Origin of the sequence: Pedobacter planticolens (assembly GCF_014172375.1) — a bacterium.
GTDB classification, from domain to species: domain Bacteria; phylum Bacteroidota; class Bacteroidia; order Sphingobacteriales; family Sphingobacteriaceae; genus Pedobacter; species Pedobacter planticolens.
Genome location: NZ_WNXD01000001.1, coordinates 792,949 through 812,894, shown reverse-complemented (window position 1 = coordinate 812,894; position 19,946 = coordinate 792,949). Strand labels below are relative to the sequence as shown.

The window sequence follows — 19,946 nt, the reverse complement described above, 5'->3', positions numbered from 1 at the left end:
ATAGAAGGGAAATGCTATTTAATGTACTAAAACTTCTTCGGCTTCGATTACTTCGACTTCACCATCTGCTAAAAGCTCTACAAGTTTTACGTTTTTAAGTTCGTTTACCATTACAGGATCGTATTTAGCTCTAACTTTTACATAGTTTTTGGTAAAGCCATGCATAAAGCCATTTTTCTGATCGTCTTCAAATAGCACCTGCCCTGTTGAACCAATTTGAGATTGATAAAATGCTCTTCTTTTTTTATCGGATAGGATATGCAACATTTTATTTCTATCAAAACGAGTACTTCCTGCAACTTTACCTTTCATTTCTGCAGCTTCAGTTTGTTCACGCTCCGAATAAGTAAATACATGTAGATAAGAAATATCTAATTCGTTTAAAAACTGATAGGTATCTAGAAAGTCGTCATGTGTTTCGCCTGGAAAACCAACAATTACATCCACTCCTATGCAGCAATTGGGCATTACCGCTTTAATTTTAGCTACACGTTCGGTATATAATTCGCGTTGGTAGCGTCTTTTCATCAAGCCTAATATTTTATTAGAACCTGATTGCAATGGAATGTGGAAATGTGGTACAAAACGTTTTGAAGTAGCAACAAACTCAATGATTTCATTGCTCAATAAGTTTGGTTCTATGGAAGAAATACGAATACGTTCAATTCCCTCTACTTCATCTAATGCTTTAACTAAATCGAAGAATTTATCTTCTCTTTGTCCATCACGAATACCAAAATCACCTAAGTTTACACCTGTTAACACGATTTCTTTTACTCCACTTTGTGCAATTTGTGTAGCACGATTTACTACGTTTTCTATGGTATCGCTTCTACTTCCACCACGAGCCAAAGGAATAGTGCAATAGGTACAAGGATAATCGCAACCATCTTGCACTTTTAAAAAGGTACGCGTTCTATCGCCTATTGAATAGGCAGCAATAAAATTATGATTTACTTTTTCTATGTTTTGCTGATGAACAACTGCTTTAGGATTTTTAGTCAGATCAGAAATAAATTCTACAATTCTGAATTTTTCAGCAGCGCCTAAAACCATGTCTACGCCTTCTATTTCGGCAATTTCTGTTGGTTTTAATTGTGCATAGCAACCTACAATGGTTACATAAGCATTTGGAGAATATTTAAGTGCTTCCTTAACTACTTTCCTGCATTTTTTGTCTGCGTGTTCGGTTACCGAGCAGGTATTGATTACATATACATCTGCTGCATCAGTAAATTCTACTACGGAGTAACCTGCATCGGTAAACAAACGACCAATGGTTGAGGTTTCTGAGAAGTTTAGCTTACAGCCAAGTGTATAAAATGCAACTTTTTTCATCGAGGTTGCAAAGATAACAATTAGATATGAGTATTGAGATATGAGATGTTAGACTTGGCCCTAACCTTACATCTGGCTAACAAATGAACTAATGACACTAATGAACCAATGAGCTATTCTTCGTTCCAGCGATAGCTTTCATGTTCTAAATCTGCTAAATCTATTACTCGATTAACTACTGTTTGTGCTACTTCTTCGATGGTTTTAGGTAAGCTATAAAATGATGGGTTTGCAGGGCAGATAATTCCTCCAGCTTCTGTTACTACTTTAAGGTTGTTGATGTGGATTAAACTAAAGGGTGTATCTCTAACTACGGCGATTAATTTACGGCGTTCTTTTAATATTACATCCGCTGCTCTTGAGATTAAATCGTTAGATATGCCATGGGCGATGCGACCTAATGTGCCCATTGAACATGGAATGATAATCATGGTGTCGAATTTTGCAGAACCTGATGCGAATGGTGCATTGAAATCCATTTTATGATAAAAGGTAAAGGGGTAGTTATCGTATTCTTCGTTACCTAACTCGAAACGCCAAACTTCTTTTGCGTTATCTGACATTACTACGCCTACTTTTTCTATTTGAGATGATAGTTTTAGTAGGTTATCTAGTAAGAGTTTGGCGTAGATGGAGCCGCTGGCTCCGGTAATTGCAACAATGATTTTTTTCTTTTTGATCATAATGTAAGGTAAAGATACGAAGTAATCTTCTATTCATTAATTTCATATTGTCACCCTGAGTTTGTCGAAGGATTTTTTAGCTCGCTGCCGTTATGACCCGTTCGTTTTTAGATTGTTGTTTTCGGTTCACCGCCACCGATGGCTCTTTCGTTTTTCATGAGTGTTTATTTTAGGGGTATTCAAGAATGCTTCGCAGTATCTCTTGATAGAAAAGAAACAAAAGATCAAGGCTTAGTATCATCTCTCGGATTAAGCTATCAAAACTTTTAGGGCAACAAGCAGCAGGTTCGATGAAGGATCGAAAGGCTCATTGTTTTGGATAGTGGTTTTTGAAAGTATTTGCACAAGTTTTAATGCTTTCTCCTTCGGGATGCTACAAGGCCAGTCCTCGTTCTTGGTGATGGGTTGTGGTTTGGGTGAGGCTGCAAGTTGCAGGCTGGAGAAATCTTTCAGCAGAAGCAAGAAGTCTTAGTAGCAATGCAAGAAGTCTCAGTAACAATGCAAGAAGTCTCAACAACAATGCAAGAAGTCTTGCTAACAATGCAAGAAGTCTTAGTAGCAATGCAAAAAGTCTAGGTAACAATGCAAGAAGTCTCAACAACAATGCAAGAAGTCTTGGCAACAATGCAGGAAGTCTTGGTAACAATGGAAGAAGTCTTGGTAACAATGGAAGAAGTCTCGGTAACAATGCATGAAGTCTTTTGGCAGGTTGAAGAAACCATCCCACTTTTTCCCAAAGGGATGGCTTTGGTACAGGCACCCCGCCAAAGATGGGGAATTGCAAGATGAGGAATTGCGTAATTTGTTACAGGCTTTGGTTAGCTAAACCCGATAGACGCGAATGCCATTTTTCATGGCAGTAGCAAATAGCGGGACGGAACCTGAGTTAAGAGTACTGAAATTGCTTTTCAAATAATGATTAGGTACTGATTGTTGACAACTGGGTTTCTTGAGGAGGAAAGAACGAGCTACAAACTAGCACTAGTATAGGGTGTTAAGGGTTTGGATGTTTGGAGATTCTTCGCTTTGCTCTGAATGACAAAACATATATGGAGGAGGCTGTCGCAGTCGGTGAAGAACCTCCTTCGCAATGACGTGGCGTGTATATAAGGTGCTTAAAAAAGGTGTGAAATAAAAAAGGGCCAAGAATAAATTCTTGACCCTACATCTACCTATGAAAAACATACCCCCGAAAGGGTAAGCTCAAATGTAACTAATTTTATAAACAAACGAAAGTTTATACCTGCTTTTTTTTATTATAGTGTGATTGTGACACAATTAATATTTAAATATGAGTTTAAAGGCATTTTAAGCATATTAAAACAAATATTTTGTGCTTAAAAAGTTAGAACTTTGACTATCGATAATTTCATTTAATAAGTGTTTATTATTATCGTTTAGTTTTGTTGCAACTAATGAGCGAATTGAGAATGAACGCAGGGCATCTACTACTGACAAAGTTCCTTCGGCGCTATCTTTTCTTCCTGTAAAAGGAAAAACATCTGGTCCGCGTTGGCATTGGCAGTTGATGTTTACTCGGCTCACTTGGTTAACTAGTGGATCTATTAATGCGGCTACTTCTTGTTCATCGTTACTAAAAATACTTACTTGCTGACCGTGAGTGGATTCGATTAGGTATTGTATTGTTTCTTCTAAATCATCGAAAGGTACAATGGGTACAACTGGTCCAAATTGCTCTTCGGTATATAGTTTCATTTTAGCGTTAACTGGATAAACAATTGCTGGATATACAAATGATTCGTTGGTTGCACCTCCATTTTCGTTTATGATTTTTGCGCCTTTTGCTATCGCATCATCCAAACATTCTTTTAAATACGCTGGTTTATGAGGCTCAGGAAGTGGTGTTAATGAAACTCCATCTACCCAAGGCATACCAAATTTTAGTTTGTTAACTGATTCGGAAAGTTGTTTTAAAAATTCATCGGCTAAGCTACGGTGTACAAAAATGATTTTTAATGCCGTACATCTTTGTCCGTTGAAAGAAAGTGAACCCAAAACGGTTTCTTGTACTGCAAGTTTCAAATCGGCCTTTGCTGTAATAATTGCTGCATTTTTAGCATCTAAACCTAAAATAGCACGTAAACGATTTACTTTAGGGTGCATTTTTTTTAACTCGTTGGCTACTTTACTTGAACCAATTAATGTTAGGACATTTATTTTTCCAGATTCCATTAAGCCTGGAATGATTTTATTGCCACGCCCGTAAATGGTATTCACTACGCCTTTTGGAAAACAATCTCTAAATGCTTCTAACAAGGGATAAAACAATAATGTACCGTGTTTAGGTGGTTTAAATAAAATGGTATTCCCCATGATTAACGCTGGGATTAACGTTGTAAAAGTTTCATTTAATGGGTAATTAAAAGGTCCCATACATAAAACTACGCCCAGTGGTGAGCGACGAATTTGTGCAACGATGCCTTGCTCCATTGTGAAACCCGCTGATTGACGATCTAAATCTTTTAAGGCATCTATTGTAGCTTGAATATATTCGATTGTACGATCAAATTCTTTAGTAGAATCGGCAAAGGTTTTACCAATTTCCCACATAATTAACTTTACAACCTCTTGCTTTTTCTCTATAATTTGATGTGTAAATTTCTCTACGCATTCAATTCTTTTGGCAACACTCATAGTTGGCCATTCGCCTCTGCCATTGTTATAGGCTGCTACTGCTGCATCTAAAGCTGCATTTGCCTCTTCTTTATCGCAAAGTGGATATGTACCAATTATTTTGCGTTCTAATCCGTTAGCGGTTTTAATGCAGATGGGTGATAAAACGGTGTGCACATCGCCATTCCATGGCAACATTTCTCCATTTGATAGGTACTTACGCTGGTTTACTTCTTCCGCCAGTTTAAAGGCATCAGGAATCTGCTCTTCGGTTAAAAAGAGGTCATTTAATTGTTCTTGAAAGCTCATAATTATAGGTCTGTAATCTTTTTATATTTTGGAACTAATGATTTCATTACTACCCACGCAACTAGATAAGCAACGGCACAAAATGCGAACATTATGGTGTAAGCAACGGTCATGTTTGATTGAACCAGCGGCTTTTGAATTTCTAAAAGTTGATTAAACAGGTTAGAATCAATTGATTTTAATTTATCTGCTACTTCGACTGGTACTTTACTCAATGCCATTACATTTAGATTTATTTTATCGCCGTATTTACTGGCTAAATCCATTGTAGTGATTTGGTTGATGAAGGTACTATTACCTAGTTCGTTAAATTTGGTGAACGATTCTGATATGCCTTTGTGAGCATAGTTATCAAAAATCCATCCGCCTACTTTAGTTACTAAAACACCGCCAATACCACCAGCCATACCTCCGATACCTACAACAGAACCAATAGCTCTTTTAGGGAACATATCTGAAACTGTTGTAAAAATATTTGCAGACCAGGCTTGATGTGCGGAAGTACCCACACCAATTAAAATAACTGGAACCCAGAAAGAATAGTGACCTAAAGGTTGTGCCAATAAAACTACCAAAGGAAAAAGGGCTATGGCAAACATGGCTTTCATTCTACCATCGTAAACTTCGTAGCCTTTATCTACAAAATATTTTGGTAACCAACCTCCGCCGATACTTCCAATCATTGTCATACTATACAATACAGCTAATGGAAGTACGATGTCAGATCCTGTCATACCGTATTGATCTTTTAAATAACCTGGCAACCAAAATAAGAAAAACCACCAAACACCATCTGTCATGAACTTACCAAAAGTAAAAGCCCAAGTTTGTTTATAGGTCAATAACTTAAACCATGAAACTTTATCAACGTTTGCTTTATCGGCAACTTCGTCTTCATCACTGTTTATGTAAGCCAATTCTTCAGCTGATAGTCGTTTTTGTTTTTCTGGAGATTCATAAAAAATTAGCCAAAAGAACAACCACAAAAAGCCTATTGCTCCAACTAATTCGAATGCTTTTTCCCAACCCCAATGTGTGGCTATCCAAGGCACGGTTAGCGGAGCTAAAACAGCACCAATATTTGCTCCAGAATTAAAAATACCAGTTGCTAATGAGCGTTCTTTTTTAGGATGATATTCTGCTGTTGCTTTAATAGCTGCTGGGAAATTCCCTGATTCGCCAATGGCTAAAACAGCCCTAGAAAACATAAAGCCTAATATGGATACTGGTAATGCTGCAATACCAAAAGTTGTTAAAATAGACGCAAGACCTGTACCAATTGAAATAGAATAGGCGTGAATTATTGCTCCAATTGACCAAATGACGATGGCAATTCCGTAACCCCATTTTGTACCTAACTTATCTACAAAACGACCTGCAAAAAGCATAGAGATTGCGTAGGTGAATTGGAAGATAGCGGCGATATCTGCGTAGTCACTATTAGACCACCCAAATTGTTCTTCTAAGGTTGGTTTCAATAAACTTAACACCTGTCTATCGAGGTAGTTTACTGTGGTTGCAAAAAACAAAAGGGCGCAAATTGTCCATCTGTAATTGCCAATTTTAACTTGGTTCATAATTTAAAGGTTTATTTGGTTAGTTCATTAGTGTCATTGGTTCACTGGTACCATTGGTTGGTTTTAACCTTGTTTATAATTTCGAATGTTTTCGTGGTTAATGAAAACAAGGTATCGTAATCTTTATTTTCTAAAATTTGTTTACTTACTAATTTACTGCCCATTCCAACTGCACAAACACCTGCTTTAAACCAAGTATCAATGTTGTTTTCTTCAATTTCTACTCCGCCAGTTGGTACAAATAGTTGACCTTGAAAAAGTTCTTTAATGGATGATAAATAAGATGGTCCTAAAATATTGGCGGGAAATAATTTGATAATTCCTGCGCCGAATTGGTGAGCTACGTTAATTTCGGTTGGTGTCATGCAACCAGGAATCCATAATAAGCCAGCATCGTGAGTTAATTTACCAACTTCTAAATCTACCACTGGGCAAACAATAAAATCTGCACCTGCATTTAAAAAAGCTTTTACTTCATCCGTGTTTTTAATGGTACCAATGCCTAGAAACAAATCTTGCATTTCGGTTTTTAGTGCTTCTTTAATGAATTTAAAATTCTCAAGCGCAGCTTTACCCCTATTTGTGTATTCGAAAACGCGAACGCCTGCACCGTATAAAGTGCGAACAATATCTAAACTTACTTGTGCATCTTCATAATAAAAAAGAGGCAATAAACCTTGATTTTTAATGGCCTGGATAGCTGCTTCTTTAGTCTTCATTTTCTGCTAATGTTTGATTAACCTGCACAACTGTTGCTGTTGTACAATCGCTTGGTATAAATAATTTATTAAATGCTGCTGCTGTAGCGAAATTTAAGGTTTCTGATGAATTGTTTTTGTGGTAAAATCCGTAAATCAATCCTGCCATGAAACAATCTCCGCTGCCCACTTTATCTAAAATCTTTTCTGAAGTATATTCTTTTGATACAGTTAGTTCATTATCTGTATACAATGTAGTGTAATATTTTATTCCTTGTTTGTAATCGAAACGGAACGTATTAGCTACTGACTTGCATTTAGGATAATGCTTGATGATTTCTTGAGAGGTGGCTTTTGCTTGTTCAAGGTAAACGTTTTTATCACTCGTTTCGTGAATAAACTCTGGCAAGCTAATGCTTAACATTTTTTCTGCCGCCCAAATATTACCCATAATTAAATCGCAATATTGAGCTAATTGAGGAATAATTTCTGATGGTTGTTTTCCATATTGCCACAATTTGGCTCGGTAATTTAAGTCGATAGAAATTGTAATTCCTTTTGTACTTGCTGCTTTAACTGCTTCTAAACACACATCGGCAGCTGCCTGATTTAAAGCTGGACAAATAGCACTAAAATGAAACCAAGTAATTCCATCTAAAACTTTATCCCAATCTATAGTTCCAGTTTGCAACATCGCGAAAGCAGAATTTGCTCTATCGTAAATTACACCTGCATTTTTTAAGTCTTTTCCTTTTGGCAGGTAATATAAACCTATTCTATCTCCTCCATGATGAATTTTTGAGGTGTCAATATTACAACCATCCATATATCCGATGATTTGCTCTGACATGAAATTCTCTGGCAAAGCTGTAAAATAAGCTGAAGGAATATCCCATAATGCCAATGCTGTGGCCACATTTAATTCGGCACCACCAGCATAAAAAGGTAATTTATTTTCCGCAAGCCATTCACCATCTCCGTCTGGACAGATACGCAATAAAAGTTCACCAAAACTTAAAACTTTGTCCATATTAGAAATTGAAATAGGTTTTAGCATTGTTAAAACAAATATCTTGAACTACTTTTCCAAGCCATGCTTTGTCGTAAGGTAATTCTCCATTTTCTACATCTGTACCAAATAAATCACATAAAATGCGTCTAAAATATTCGTGACGAGGATAAGAAAGGAAACTTCTAGAATCAGTTAACATCCCAACAAATTGGCTCAACAAGCCTAAATTAGATAAAGCATTAATTTGATTGATCATTCCTTGTTTTTGATCTAAAAACCACCAACCAGAACCCCACTGCACTTTTCCAGCAACTGTTCCATCTTGATAATTTCCAATCATCGTTGCCATTAGTTCGTTATCTGCCGGATTTAAGTTGTATAAAATGGTTTTTGCCAGTTTATTATTCAAATCTAATTTATTTAAAAACTTAGACAATGATTTTCCTTGCGGGAAATCTCCAATCGAATCGAAACCTGTATCTGGGCCTAATGATGATAATAGGCGATCGTTATTGTTTCTTAAAGCACCTAGGTGAAATTGCTGTACCCAACCTTTTTCATGATCCCAAAGTGCAAAATTGAAAAGCATAGCTGATTTGAATTTCAAATTCTCTACGAAGCTAATTGCTTCGTTATTTCTTATCTTAAGGAAGATGGCTTTTATTTCTACTTCAGTATAATCCTCTGCATAAATTTGCTCTAAACCGTGATCAGAAACAGATGCACCGTTTGCGGCAAAGTAATCGTGACGAGATTTTAAGGCTGATAAATAAGTGTCGTAATCAGCGATTGTTGTTCCTGTTAAGGTAGCTAATTTATCGATGTACACATTTAAACCAGCAACATCATCAGCGTTCATCGCTTTATCTGGTCTAAACGCTGGCAAAACTTTAATATCAACTTTGTTATTTTTTATTTGCTGATGATATTCTAAACTATCCAAAGGATCGTCGGTGGTGCATAACGTTTTCACGTTCATTTTGCGCAATAAACCTTGTACGCTATATTCCTTTGTTTGTAATTTAGCGTTACACTCGTCGTATATTTTTTTCGCATTTGCGGAAGATAAAACTTCATGAATATCGAAATAACGTTGTAATTCTAAATGCGTCCAATGATATAAAGGATTTCTTAGCGTGTACGGAACTGTTTCTGCCCACTTTTCAAATTTCTCCCAATCTGATGCAGCTCCCGTGATAAAGTATTCATCAACGCCGTTTGCACGCATCGCTCTCCATTTGTAATGATCGCCATACAACCACACCTGAGTTATATTCTCAAAGTTTTTGTCTTCGGCAATTTGATCTGGCATTAAGTGATTGTGGTAATCAATTACTGGCATCTGCTTTGCAAATTCATGATACAGCGTTTGTGCCGTTTTGGTTTGCAATAAAAAGTTCTCGTCTAAAAAATCTTTCACTGAGTGATATTATATTTTAAAAAATCAGTTGACCATAGGTATGTTGCAACTTATATATTACTTTATTTATAGTCGTCATCCCCAACTTGATTGGGGATCTTAATGCTTTCGCTTTAGGATTCCCGCCTACGCGGGAATGACGAATAAGAATTTATACTCCACTAAAAATAGAGAAGCCGCCATCTACACAAATCATAGCACCAGTTACAAATTGTGATGCATCGCTCAATAACCAAACTAAAGCGCCTTTTAATTCATCTGGATCTCCAAAACGTTTAAAAGGAGTTTGTTTAATTACCGATTGACCACGAGGTGTAAAACCATCTGGCGTAGTTAATAAATTGCGATTTTGTTCGGTTAAGAAAAAGCCTGGAGCTAAGGCATTCATTCTAATTTTATCGCCATAACGATTTGCCAATTCTACCGCAAACCATTGTGTATAGCAATCTACCGCAGCTTTACCCATGTTATAACCCAATACTTTGGTTACAGCTTTTTTAGAATTCATAGAAGAAATATTAACTATACTTCCTTTTCCTGTTTGAGCAATAGCTTCGCCAAAAATTTGAGTTGGAATTAATGTTCCCCATAAATTAAGGTCTAACACTTTTTTCATTCCATCCATTTTCATGCTAAAGATGTTCTCATCTGGTTGTAAAACACCTTCTGGCATGTTACCACCAGCAGCGTTTACTAAACCATCAATTTTACCAAAAGCTGCAATAACTTTTTCTCTTGCAGCAATTAATTGTGCTTCATCCATCGCATCAGCAATTAAAGCAATTGCTTTTCCACCATTTTTATTAATTGCATCTGCTCTTTCGTTTGCGATTTCAGCATTTCTACCTAAAATACCAACAACGCCACCAGCCTCTACAATGGCGTTAACAAATGAATTACCTAAAATCCCTGTTCCGCCAGTTACTACGATTACTTTACCTTCTAAAGAAAATGATTGTTCCATTATTTTGATTAAGGATTAAGGAGCAAGGATTAAAGACCAAACTACTTAATCAATTTTTTTATTTAAGTTCTTTTACTCCAAATGTATCCATATCAGCATAGTCAAGGTTTTCACCTGCCATACCCCAAATAAAACTGTAATTTTTTGTTCCACCACCTGCATGGATACTCCAAACTGGCGATAAAACTGCTTCGTGGTTAGCCACAATAATATGACGAGTTTCTTGTGGTTCTCCCATGTAATGGAAAACTCTATGTTCTTCATCTACATCAAAATAGAAATAAACTTCCATTCTACGATCATGTGTATGTGGTGGAATGGTATTCCAAACGCTACCTGTAGAAAGAATAGTTAAACCCATTACCAATTGGCAACTTTGAATTCCATCTTTATGAATGTAACGCATGATTTTGCGTTCGTTGGCAGTTTCTACACTTCCTAATTGTGCAGAAAAAGCATCTGCATTTTGCAAATATGTTGTTGGATAAGTTGCGTGAGCTGGTGCAGATAAAATGTAAAATACAGCTGGATTATTAGCATCAGCACTGCTGAATTTTACATCTTTTACGCCTTTACCCATGTATAAACAATCTAGTTTTGCTAAGTTGTAGTTTGTACCATCAGCTTCAATTGTTCCTGCACCACCAACGTTAATTACGCCCATTTCTCTTCTTTCTAAGAAAAACTCAGCACGTAAAATATCATAAGTACCTAAAGGCACAACTTTGGTTGTTGGTGTAATTAAACCAGTAACCATTCTATCGTAATGAGAATACACAAAGTTGGCTTTGTCTTTCTCTTTTAGTCCGTCTAACAAAAATCTTTCTCTGATTTTGTCAGTTCCATAGGTTTTAAAATCTTCTGAGTGTACGTGTTGTATAATTTTCATTTTATTGTGTTTTTATGGTTGTTTCCTTCGACAAGCTCAGGATGACAACTTTATAAAGATACTCCTCTTTTCCAAGGAATAAAATCATCTTGATTTAGTAAAACTGATTTAGGAATTACTTCGCCACTGGCTGCTTTAATACAATATTCTAAAATATCTTCTCCCATTTCTTCGATGGTTTTTTCACCTTCAATTACTGGCCCTGTGTTGATATCAATAATATCGCTCATTCGATTTGTTAAGGCATTATTGGTAGAAACTTTAATTACAGGGCAAATTGGATTTCCTGTTGGTGTACCTAAACCTGTCGTAAATAAAATTAATGTTGCTCCGCTTGCGGCTTTACCTGTAGTTGCCTCAACATCATTTCCTGGTGTACAAACTAAGTTTAAACCACTTTTTGTAGCTGGTTCTGTGTAATCTAAAACATCAACAATTGGTGATGTCCCACCTTTTTTAGCTGCTCCATTACTTTTGATGGCATCTGTAATTAATCCATCTTTTATATTACCTGGAGAAGGATTCATGTCAAAACCAGAGCCTACGTTTTCTGCAGCTTGATTATAAGCGCTCATTAACTTGATAAATTTTTGAGCTGCTGCTTCGTCTTTAGTTCGATCGATGATATTTTGCTCTGCCCCGCATAATTCTGGAAACTCTGCTAATAAAACTGTTGCACCTAAACCGACTAGTAAATCTGAACAATAACCAACTGCTGGATTAGCAGAAATACCGCTAAATCCATCACTTCCACCACATTTAACACCTATATTTAATTTGCTTAATGGTGCTGGTTTACGTTCAATTTTATTCACTTCGACCAAACCTTCAAAAGTTTTTTTGATCGCTTCTGCAATCATATTTTCTTCGCTTTGCGATTTTTGTTGTTCGAAAATGTATAAAGGTTTATCAAAATTTGGATTTCTTTCTTTTAAGTCGGCTATAAAATCTTGCACTTGCAAATTCTGGCAACCTAAACTTAATACAGTAATTCCAGCTACATTTGGATGATCGGCGTAGGCAGCTAATAATTTACTTAAAATTGCAGCATCTTGTCTAGTTCCTCCGCATCCACCTTGATGGTTTAAAAACTTGATACCATCTATATTTTTAAAGACCCTATTGTTTCTAGCGTTTTCAAAGGAAAGTGGTGCTTCAAAAGTCGAAATATCAACTCCGTTTTTAAAAGCCTCTACTAATTGATGTGTGTATGATTTATATTTTGCAGTTACGGCATAACCTAATTCGTTATGTAATGCTTCGCGGATAACATCTAAATTACGGTTTTCGCAAAAAACAGTTGGGATAAATAACCAATAGTTTGCTGTACCAACTTTGCCATTTTGGCGATGGTAACCGTTAAATGTGCGGTTTGCAAATTTAGAAACATCTGGCGCTTTCCATTCGTAATGGTACGGACGATATTGATAAGGCGCTGCTGCATGTTTTAGATTTTCAACTGTCATTAATGCGCCTGCTTTTAGTGAAAACTGGGCTTTACCAACTAAAGTTCCATACATAAAAACTTCATCACCAGCGTTCATATCTGTAGTGTAAAACTTATGCTTTGCTTTAATATCGTCTACCAAACTATAATTCTCACCTTGATAATTTATGACCTCGCAAGCTTTTAAATCAGCTAATGCGATAAGTACGTTATCTTTTGGATGAATTTTTAAAACCTTATTCTTCATTACGCATTTATTTTTGAAGTAGTTAGTTCTTCTAAAGTTTGTGGTATTTCGCCCGCAACTATTCTATCGTATTTTTCTTTTACCGCTTTAGTAAACCCTCCTAATAAGCTTAAGTCAGTACCCCAAAAATCTACATCATTCAATACACTTGTCGCATAATTTGTACCATTTGCAGACAATTGATCATAAAAATATTGGGCGTTATTATCAGTAATAAGATACTCCAACCCTTGATATGATCCATAAAATTTGTTCCCTTCTTTATGATCGACTTTCATAAATACTAAATAAGCTGCAAAGCCAAGGGCGATATGTTCTGGAACTTTCTTAAATAACTTGTAATAATTCAATAACAATGGCAAAATGCGAATTTTCATTTTCAAGGTGTATTGAAAAGTAATATTAATCCACAAATGCTCGATAGAAGGGTTTGCAAAACGATCTTTTACCGTATTAGCAAAAGCTGTAGTTTGTTTTGGTGTAACTTCATACGGTATCGCAGGGCTAATTTCTATAGCCATTAAATCTTCTATATACGTTTTTAATTGTTCATTGGTCATTGCATTTTTAACGGTATCAATACCAGATAAGAAAGCAATACCAGAACTTAATGTATGTGTACCGTTCAATAAACGAACTTTTAATTCTCTATAAATTTCTATGTCGTTGGCAATCACAACTCCAGCATCAACTTTAGCAAACTCCAAAACCTTTGCTACTTTTTCATCGCCCTCAATAGCCCATAAACGATAGGGTTCTGTCGTTGATAACAGATTATCAGTATAACCTAATTCGTTTTGTAAATTAGCCAACGTTGTTGCATCCGGTTTACCTGGTACAATTCTATCTACCAACGAATTACAAAACGTGTTTGATGAAGCTATCCAAGCTATAAAACTAGCTTCCAATTGGTTAAACTGTGCAAGTTGCAATACAAATGATGCCAATTTTTTTCCATTATCTGGAATTAACTCTGTGGCTATAATCACTAAACCACTTTCTTTTGAGCCGTTAAAAGCTTTAAATCTTTCGTACAATACAGCTAAAACTTTGGCAGGAAAAGAGATTGGTGGATTTAAAGTGATGCTCTCATTTACAAGTGTTATGCCTACTTCTGTGGTATTTGAAACGATAAGTTTCAAATCTTTCGATTTTGCAATAGTTAAAATTTCTTGCCAATTTTCTTCAGCAGAAATAACTCTACTTATAGCTGATGAAATAATGTTTTCTGATACAGGCTGACCATTTTCTAGTCCGCGTACACAAAGCGTATATAAAGAATTCTGAGAATTAAATTCATTTGTTGATCCATTTGTTGATTTTACAACTGCAATTCGCCCATTAAAAATTCCCTGACGATTGGCTTTATCTATGAAATAATCTGGCAAACCACGTAACAAAACTCCCGTTCCGAACTGAAGTACCTTTTCTGGAAGTTCGAAGATACTTGCCTGTGGTACAATCACATTTTCTGGATTGATTAACTTTAGATTTTCTTGAGATAAAATCATTTCTAATGAATACTGCTTTTCAATTTTAAAATTTGCTAATAAAAAGACGACAATGCCTTTTAAAAGCATTTGGTTAAAGCAATTATACTTATTAATTGCTAGTAAAAACCCTATTTTAATGCAAATATTTGCGCAATCGTTCCCGAGAACGTGAGTAGAAATAACGTTTATTTAAGGATTAAACTTTACTTTTTCTGCGCCCACCCAATCTGCCAAATTTGGAATGTCATAATAACTCAACACATTATTAATTACAGCTCCGTAACGATCTTTTGTCAAAAGCTGATTTAAAATATCCTGATAAGTTGAAATACATTGGTATAAATTGATTTTAGCAATTTTAGGGTTGAAAAACCCAGCATGCAAAGCTGGCAAACCGACTAATCCGATAGCATTGATTTCGATGGGTAATTCGTTCAGTTCTAAATTGGAATTTATAAACTCAGTTACAGTTAAAACATCTTGCATTCTTTGCCCCAAAAGTGGTTTTCCTATATGTAATGCTAATATCGCATTGCGATATTCTTTATTAAAATATTTAGGATCATTTAATTCTGGTTTATCTGTGGTTTCTCCAGTTCCACGAAGATCAACTGCAATTATAATTTCTTCGCTTTTTTCAGATAAAGATTGAGAAATAATACTATCTCGTTTCTTCGTATCATCGCTTATCCAAATTACTATTTTTTTAGCTTTAGCTGAAGGATAGTAAATACGAATTGGCAACGGAACTTCATTCTTTTTACGGAGAATAATTTTATCAAACTCAGTATCAAAATGACCAATTTTCCCTTTTCCAACTTTTTCTACTTCTATTTTTTCGCTAGTTGATGTTATCCCTAGTAATTCTTTGATTTTTTTTCTTATTTGATCAATAGGTTGTTGTCCAAATAATTTTCTCTGTTCAGCTTTTTCTTTAAATAACTGAATGTTTCTTTGAGCAATAGTTACTTCATCAGAATAACTTGTATTTACTTTTCCTTTTGCACTAGCAAATAAATCCTTATCCGTTAAGGTTTCTAAATTTCCTTCCTGAATTGGCTTTGCATCGTTATAAAACCATTTTCTAAACCATTGTACTGCAGCCTCTCGCTTAGGTTTCGAAATTCCATGACCATCATCATAAGTAAAAAGCGATAATTTTTCAGGCGATGCTAAACTTTTATAAACTTTCTTGAGTTCTTCAACAGATTGCAGTGTTCCAGTGTAGTCTATAAAATCATATCGCCCTGCTAAAACTAACATTGGTTTTGGAGCAGCCGCGATTAAATAATCGCTCATTTCTAAGTGCGCACTTCCTTCTCCTGGAATTTGCGCACAACCATCTGCGGCACCTGTCATTTCTAAAGTTCGTTCTCTACTTGCTAAATAACTACATGGCGCAATAATTTTCACCCGATCATCAAAACCTGCAAAATAAATAGCTTGCATGGCGCCGCCACTATTTCCAATGCATCCAATTTTGGTTTTATCAATTTCTGGTCTAGTTTCCAAATAATCCAATCCACAAACATTATCTAATAATTCATAGACCGCAACAGAAGTACCTAAAAAATTTGAGGATAGATTTAACAAGGTATGCTCAGTGGTTGAGCCACGAGTAAGCGTTTTTCCTGTTTCGTCTGTTAATTGAACTCTTTCGCTTTGAGAAATTGGATCAATTACAAAAACCACAAAACCATTTTTAGCAAAAAGAATAGCCGTTTGTTGATACGATTCAGTTGCTTTAGCTAAATCTTCATGTCCACAAAAAAGCAAAACAGCTGGGAATTTTCCTTTTCCTGCCGGGATATAAAGATTAGCAGTTACATGATGGTTTTTAAAACTCTGGTAAACAATTTTCTCAATGCGATAATCTGATTTTTGAATTGCTCCAGTTATTTGTGGGTTTAAACTTGCTTTTTGAGGTAATGTTCCTAAAACTGTTTTAATTTTTTGTTTTACAGATTGTATATACGCAATCGTATTTGTTTTGGAAGTTATTGCTTTATTAAATGCTATTCTTCTTGCATCGTATTGCGAATGCATTTGCTGAACGAGATAAGTGTTTAAACTTACATCTGTTTTCCAATCGAGTATATTCGATTTTTGAGCAAAAGCAGTGCAAATGAAGAATTGAGAGAAAATGAAAATGGCTAAATTTTTAATCATAATTGATTTCTTAGCATTTTATAAAAAGCTTATGGATTAGCTTTTAACCATTTGGGATATTCTTTACTAATAAGATTATTGGGCCATGCACCGTACCAAGAATAACCATTTCTACGTTCAAAACTAATATCGGCTACATTGTCTTTTATCGAATTGTCTCTATCGCCAAATATGGGTTTATTGGTTTGAAAATCGTAAAATCTAGCCCAAATTATAGAAGTCGCATCAGCTATTAAACCTCTATCTCCATCTGCCTTTTTTTCGAATTTAAAGCCAACAATTTTTGTAGCTTCAAACCAAGCAACTGCATTTGTAATTGCATTTTTAACTTCGGCTGATGGAGTTTTAAGTCGCATTAAAAACCGAACAATTCCAACAGATTCTGATGTACTTAAAGATGCAGGTTCAAAATTTCTAGCTTTAGCTGGTTTCAATGTATTTTGATCGTATTGCGCAGCCCAAATCGTTGGTTTTCCGTTTTGTAAAACCTGAGTTTTTAAAATACAATCCACTCCTCTTTTAACGGCGTCTTCAGCTTTGCTAATATACGTTTTATCGACTACTTCAAAATCATTTGTTTGTGTAGCAATATTTTGCATAATGTTAAGCACATTTACTATTGCATCATCATTATAGGTTATTTCTGCTCTATAAATGCTCTTATCAGGATAATATTGCGGCCAACCACCATTTGCATATTGAGCTTTTAAAAGATAATCTATACCCTTTTGTGCTGCTTGTAAATACGTTTTGTTGCTTGTTGTTTTATAGGCTTTTACTAAGGCATTAATCTCTCTGCTCGTTGCTCTGTTATCGATCGTAGCATGTTTTTCTGTTGTAGCTTTAATTTTAGCCATCAAAGCTTCGTCTATTGGAGTTTCATATTTTACTACGCTTCCACCTTCTAACTGTTTTGGCCAAGCACCATTACTCAATTGGTAAATCAACATTCTCTCTGCTATCGAATCTGTTTTACCAGAAGATTGACCAGTTTGCGCAGTTGCACACGAACAAAAACTCATGCAAATGAATGCATAAATTACTATTATTTTATTCTTCATTTTCTATCGCTTTAAGATTGCTTCGTACCTCGCAATGACGATTTAGTACGCAATAACTTTCTAACCTCTGACTTTCGGACTATTTCACTTGTTTCGCCAACCAATTCACTAAATCAGCTGCTGCTTTTAAATTATCATAGCTTGCTGGCAATTTTCTACCATCCACATACTCATTGTATAACCAAGGATCGCCAATTACATACACTGTACCTTTTCCATATGTAGTAACCGACATTACATTATCGCCATCTTTATCTTTTAAAATCGATTTTGCATTGCCTGAAAGCTTTAAACTGCTATATTCTTTAATAAAAAGATTGGTTGAGTTTTTAAAAATTTCATTTCCAGTAGGAACAACAACTTTCGCAGTTTCAAAATTAGATGACACTGGAACCGTTCCCTTACTATCCTTATTAAATTGTACGCCAAATTTTATTGCTAATTCATTAAAATGATCTAATTCACAATTTGGTGCATCGTTAGCCATCAATACCAAAACACCACCAGCTTTTACCCATTCGGTAATTGCCTTAATATGGGCGCTTGCTACAAAATTTGGCTTTGGATTTTCCTTCTCAAAATCAGGATCTACAATAATATAAACTGATGAGTTTTTTAAGTTTGCCACGGTTGGCGCTTGATATAACGTATTGGTTTTAAAACCTGCGTTATTGAACTGATCTCCCCAAAAAGAAAAACCGCCATTTGCTAATTCTTCCCATTTGTAATGCCAAGAAATTGTGTTGTTGCTTTGATCTGCTTTAGTTTCATTATTGAAATAAGAATCTAAGGTTACCGTTTTACCCAAGCCAGGTTTTGGTAATGCTGCAATTTCCATTTCATTAGCGGCCAATAAAAATGCGCCAACTCCTTTCGGATCATTGTCGATTACTTCTTCACTCATATAATATGCATAACTACCATCGCGATAAGGTTTTCCACCTAAACCAGATACACTAACTGTTCCGCTTAAATTAAGTTTACCACCTGCTGTACGTCTAATAAATTTGGTCTTAATGCCTTTATATCCTTTATCCGCCACTGCGAAATACGACGAAGACAAATAACCCATACGCACAGCTTTTGCAAACGCGTAAACAAACATGCTCGATGCAGATGCTTCATGATAATTGCCTTTGCCATTTGGCTGATCTAAAATATCGTACCATAAACCAGATTTTTGATCTTGTACTTTTTGCACAGCCATCGCAAAGCGATTTAAAATAGCTAATAATGCTGCACGTTTAGGATGATTTTTAGGAAAATTATCTAACACATCAACTAATGCCATTCCGTACCAGCCCATTGCTCTACCCCAAAAATTTGGAGATTTACCCGTAATTTTATTTGCCCATTGTTCAGTTTTTGATTCATCCCAACCATGATACAATAAACCAGTTTTAGCATCCCTAGAGTTTTTTTCCATCCATATAAACTGATTGGCGATATCATCAAATGCCTTTTCATTTTTAATCAGCGCTGCATATTCTGCATAAAAAGGTTCGCCCATATACAAACCATCTAACCACATCTGATTTGGATAAACTTTCTTGTGCCAAAACCCACCTTCTTTTGTACGCGGCTGTTGTTGCAATTGATCCCATAATAAAGTTGCTGCTTTAAAATATTTTTGCTGACCAGTTACTTTGTATAAAGTTAGGAGTGAACGGCCATTTTTGATGTTATCAATATTATAATCTGCTTGTTTGTAACGATTAATTATTCCGTCTTTAGTCACGAAAAAATCCATGCTTTTTTGCATGTACTTAAAATATTCGCCATTCCCAGTTCTTTTCCAAATGCCATTTATTCCTTCCAAAATTACACCTTGATCGTATGCCCATTTTACAGGTTTCGGATTTGATGGGTCAAGATTTAACGAATCTTTCCAAATTTCCATCACTGTACTTGCCATGTATTGTGATAAATTGTCTTGTGCCTTAACTTGTACAGTTAGACCTACGAAAGTTGCTATGCTTAAATACTTAAAAATGGATGCTCTCAT

At 35.6% G+C, this 19,946-nt stretch carries 15 protein-coding genes; 1 reads left to right on the top strand and 14 read right to left on the bottom strand.

Annotated elements, in window-relative coordinates; all coding sequences use genetic code 11:
* Nucleotides 1–18: 18 nt before the first annotated feature.
* Together mtaB and GM921_RS03465 are read right to left on the bottom strand one after the other, a co-directional pair.
* Nucleotides 19–1,338 carry a tRNA (N(6)-L-threonylcarbamoyladenosine(37)-C(2))-methylthiotransferase MtaB gene (mtaB, locus tag GM921_RS03470; protein WP_182921220.1) on the bottom strand — a complete coding sequence of 440 codons (1,320 nt, stop codon included), beginning with the start codon at nucleotides 1,336–1,338 and terminating at the stop codon, nucleotides 19–21.
* A 113-nt stretch (nucleotides 1,339–1,451) separates the two neighbouring features.
* On the bottom strand, nucleotides 1,452–2,021 hold the full coding sequence (locus GM921_RS03465) for a UbiX family flavin prenyltransferase (protein WP_202985620.1): 570 nt from the start codon (nucleotides 2,019–2,021) through the stop codon (nucleotides 1,452–1,454).
* A 582-nt stretch (nucleotides 2,022–2,603) separates the two neighbouring features.
* On the opposite strand from GM921_RS03465, the gene GM921_RS03460 reads away from it, so the two are divergent.
* Nucleotides 2,604–2,810, top strand: a complete 207-nt coding sequence (locus GM921_RS03460) for a hypothetical protein (protein ID WP_182921219.1) — start codon at nucleotides 2,604–2,606, stop codon at nucleotides 2,808–2,810.
* 528 nt (nucleotides 2,811–3,338) lie between these two features.
* Here the strand turns inward: GM921_RS03460 and GM921_RS03455 are convergent.
* The 12 genes from GM921_RS03455 to GM921_RS03400 all read right to left on the bottom strand — a co-directional run bounded on the left by GM921_RS03455 (nucleotide 3,339) and on the right by GM921_RS03400 (nucleotide 19,946).
* On the bottom strand, nucleotides 3,339–4,964 hold the full coding sequence (locus GM921_RS03455; protein ID WP_182921218.1) for an NADP-dependent glyceraldehyde-3-phosphate dehydrogenase: 1,626 nt from the start codon (nucleotides 4,962–4,964) through the stop codon (nucleotides 3,339–3,341).
* Between the two features lie 2 nt (nucleotides 4,965–4,966).
* Nucleotides 4,967–6,541, bottom strand: coding sequence for an MFS transporter (locus GM921_RS03450; protein WP_182921217.1), 1,575 nt, complete (start codon nucleotides 6,539–6,541; stop codon nucleotides 4,967–4,969).
* Between the two features lie 41 nt (nucleotides 6,542–6,582).
* Nucleotides 6,583–7,260 (bottom strand): bifunctional 4-hydroxy-2-oxoglutarate aldolase/2-dehydro-3-deoxy-phosphogluconate aldolase, encoded by a 678-nt coding sequence (locus tag GM921_RS03445; protein ID WP_182921216.1) that lies wholly within the window; start codon nucleotides 7,258–7,260, stop codon nucleotides 6,583–6,585.
* Nucleotides 7,250–8,269, bottom strand: a complete 1,020-nt coding sequence (locus tag GM921_RS03440; RefSeq protein WP_182921215.1) for a sugar kinase — start codon at nucleotides 8,267–8,269, stop codon at nucleotides 7,250–7,252. The genes GM921_RS03445 and GM921_RS03440 overlap by 11 nt, the downstream gene beginning before the upstream one ends.
* 1 nt (nucleotide 8,270) lies before the next feature.
* Nucleotides 8,271–9,671: a glucuronate isomerase gene (gene uxaC / locus GM921_RS03435; RefSeq protein WP_182921214.1), complete on the bottom strand. Its 1,401-nt coding sequence runs from the start codon at nucleotides 9,669–9,671 to the stop codon at nucleotides 8,271–8,273.
* A 151-nt stretch (nucleotides 9,672–9,822) separates the two neighbouring features.
* A complete protein-coding gene (locus GM921_RS03430; RefSeq protein WP_182921213.1) occupies nucleotides 9,823–10,635 on the bottom strand; it encodes an SDR family oxidoreductase in 813 nt (270 codons plus the stop codon).
* A 58-nt stretch (nucleotides 10,636–10,693) separates the two neighbouring features.
* Nucleotides 10,694–11,524: a 5-dehydro-4-deoxy-D-glucuronate isomerase gene (kduI, locus tag GM921_RS03425; RefSeq protein WP_182921212.1), complete on the bottom strand. Its 831-nt coding sequence runs from the start codon at nucleotides 11,522–11,524 to the stop codon at nucleotides 10,694–10,696.
* A 50-nt stretch (nucleotides 11,525–11,574) separates the two neighbouring features.
* Nucleotides 11,575–13,218, bottom strand: a complete 1,644-nt coding sequence (locus GM921_RS03420) for a UxaA family hydrolase (RefSeq protein ID WP_182921211.1) — start codon at nucleotides 13,216–13,218, stop codon at nucleotides 11,575–11,577.
* Nucleotides 13,218–14,798, bottom strand: a complete 1,581-nt coding sequence (locus GM921_RS03415) for a tagaturonate reductase (RefSeq protein ID WP_235969769.1) — start codon at nucleotides 14,796–14,798, stop codon at nucleotides 13,218–13,220. Before GM921_RS03415 ends, GM921_RS03420 begins: the two co-directional genes overlap by 1 nt.
* A 102-nt stretch (nucleotides 14,799–14,900) precedes the next feature.
* Nucleotides 14,901–16,880, bottom strand: a complete 1,980-nt coding sequence (locus tag GM921_RS03410) for an alpha/beta hydrolase family protein (protein WP_182921210.1) — start codon at nucleotides 16,878–16,880, stop codon at nucleotides 14,901–14,903.
* Nucleotides 16,881–16,909: 29 nt separating this feature from the next.
* The gene (pelA, locus tag GM921_RS03405) at nucleotides 16,910–17,941 is read right to left on the bottom strand and encodes a pectate lyase (protein WP_182921209.1); all 1,032 of its coding nucleotides are present in this window, start codon (nucleotides 17,939–17,941) and stop codon (nucleotides 16,910–16,912) included.
* Between the two features lie 79 nt (nucleotides 17,942–18,020).
* Nucleotides 18,021–19,946, bottom strand: coding sequence for a glycoside hydrolase family 88 protein (locus tag GM921_RS03400; protein WP_182921208.1), 1,926 nt, complete (start codon nucleotides 19,944–19,946; stop codon nucleotides 18,021–18,023).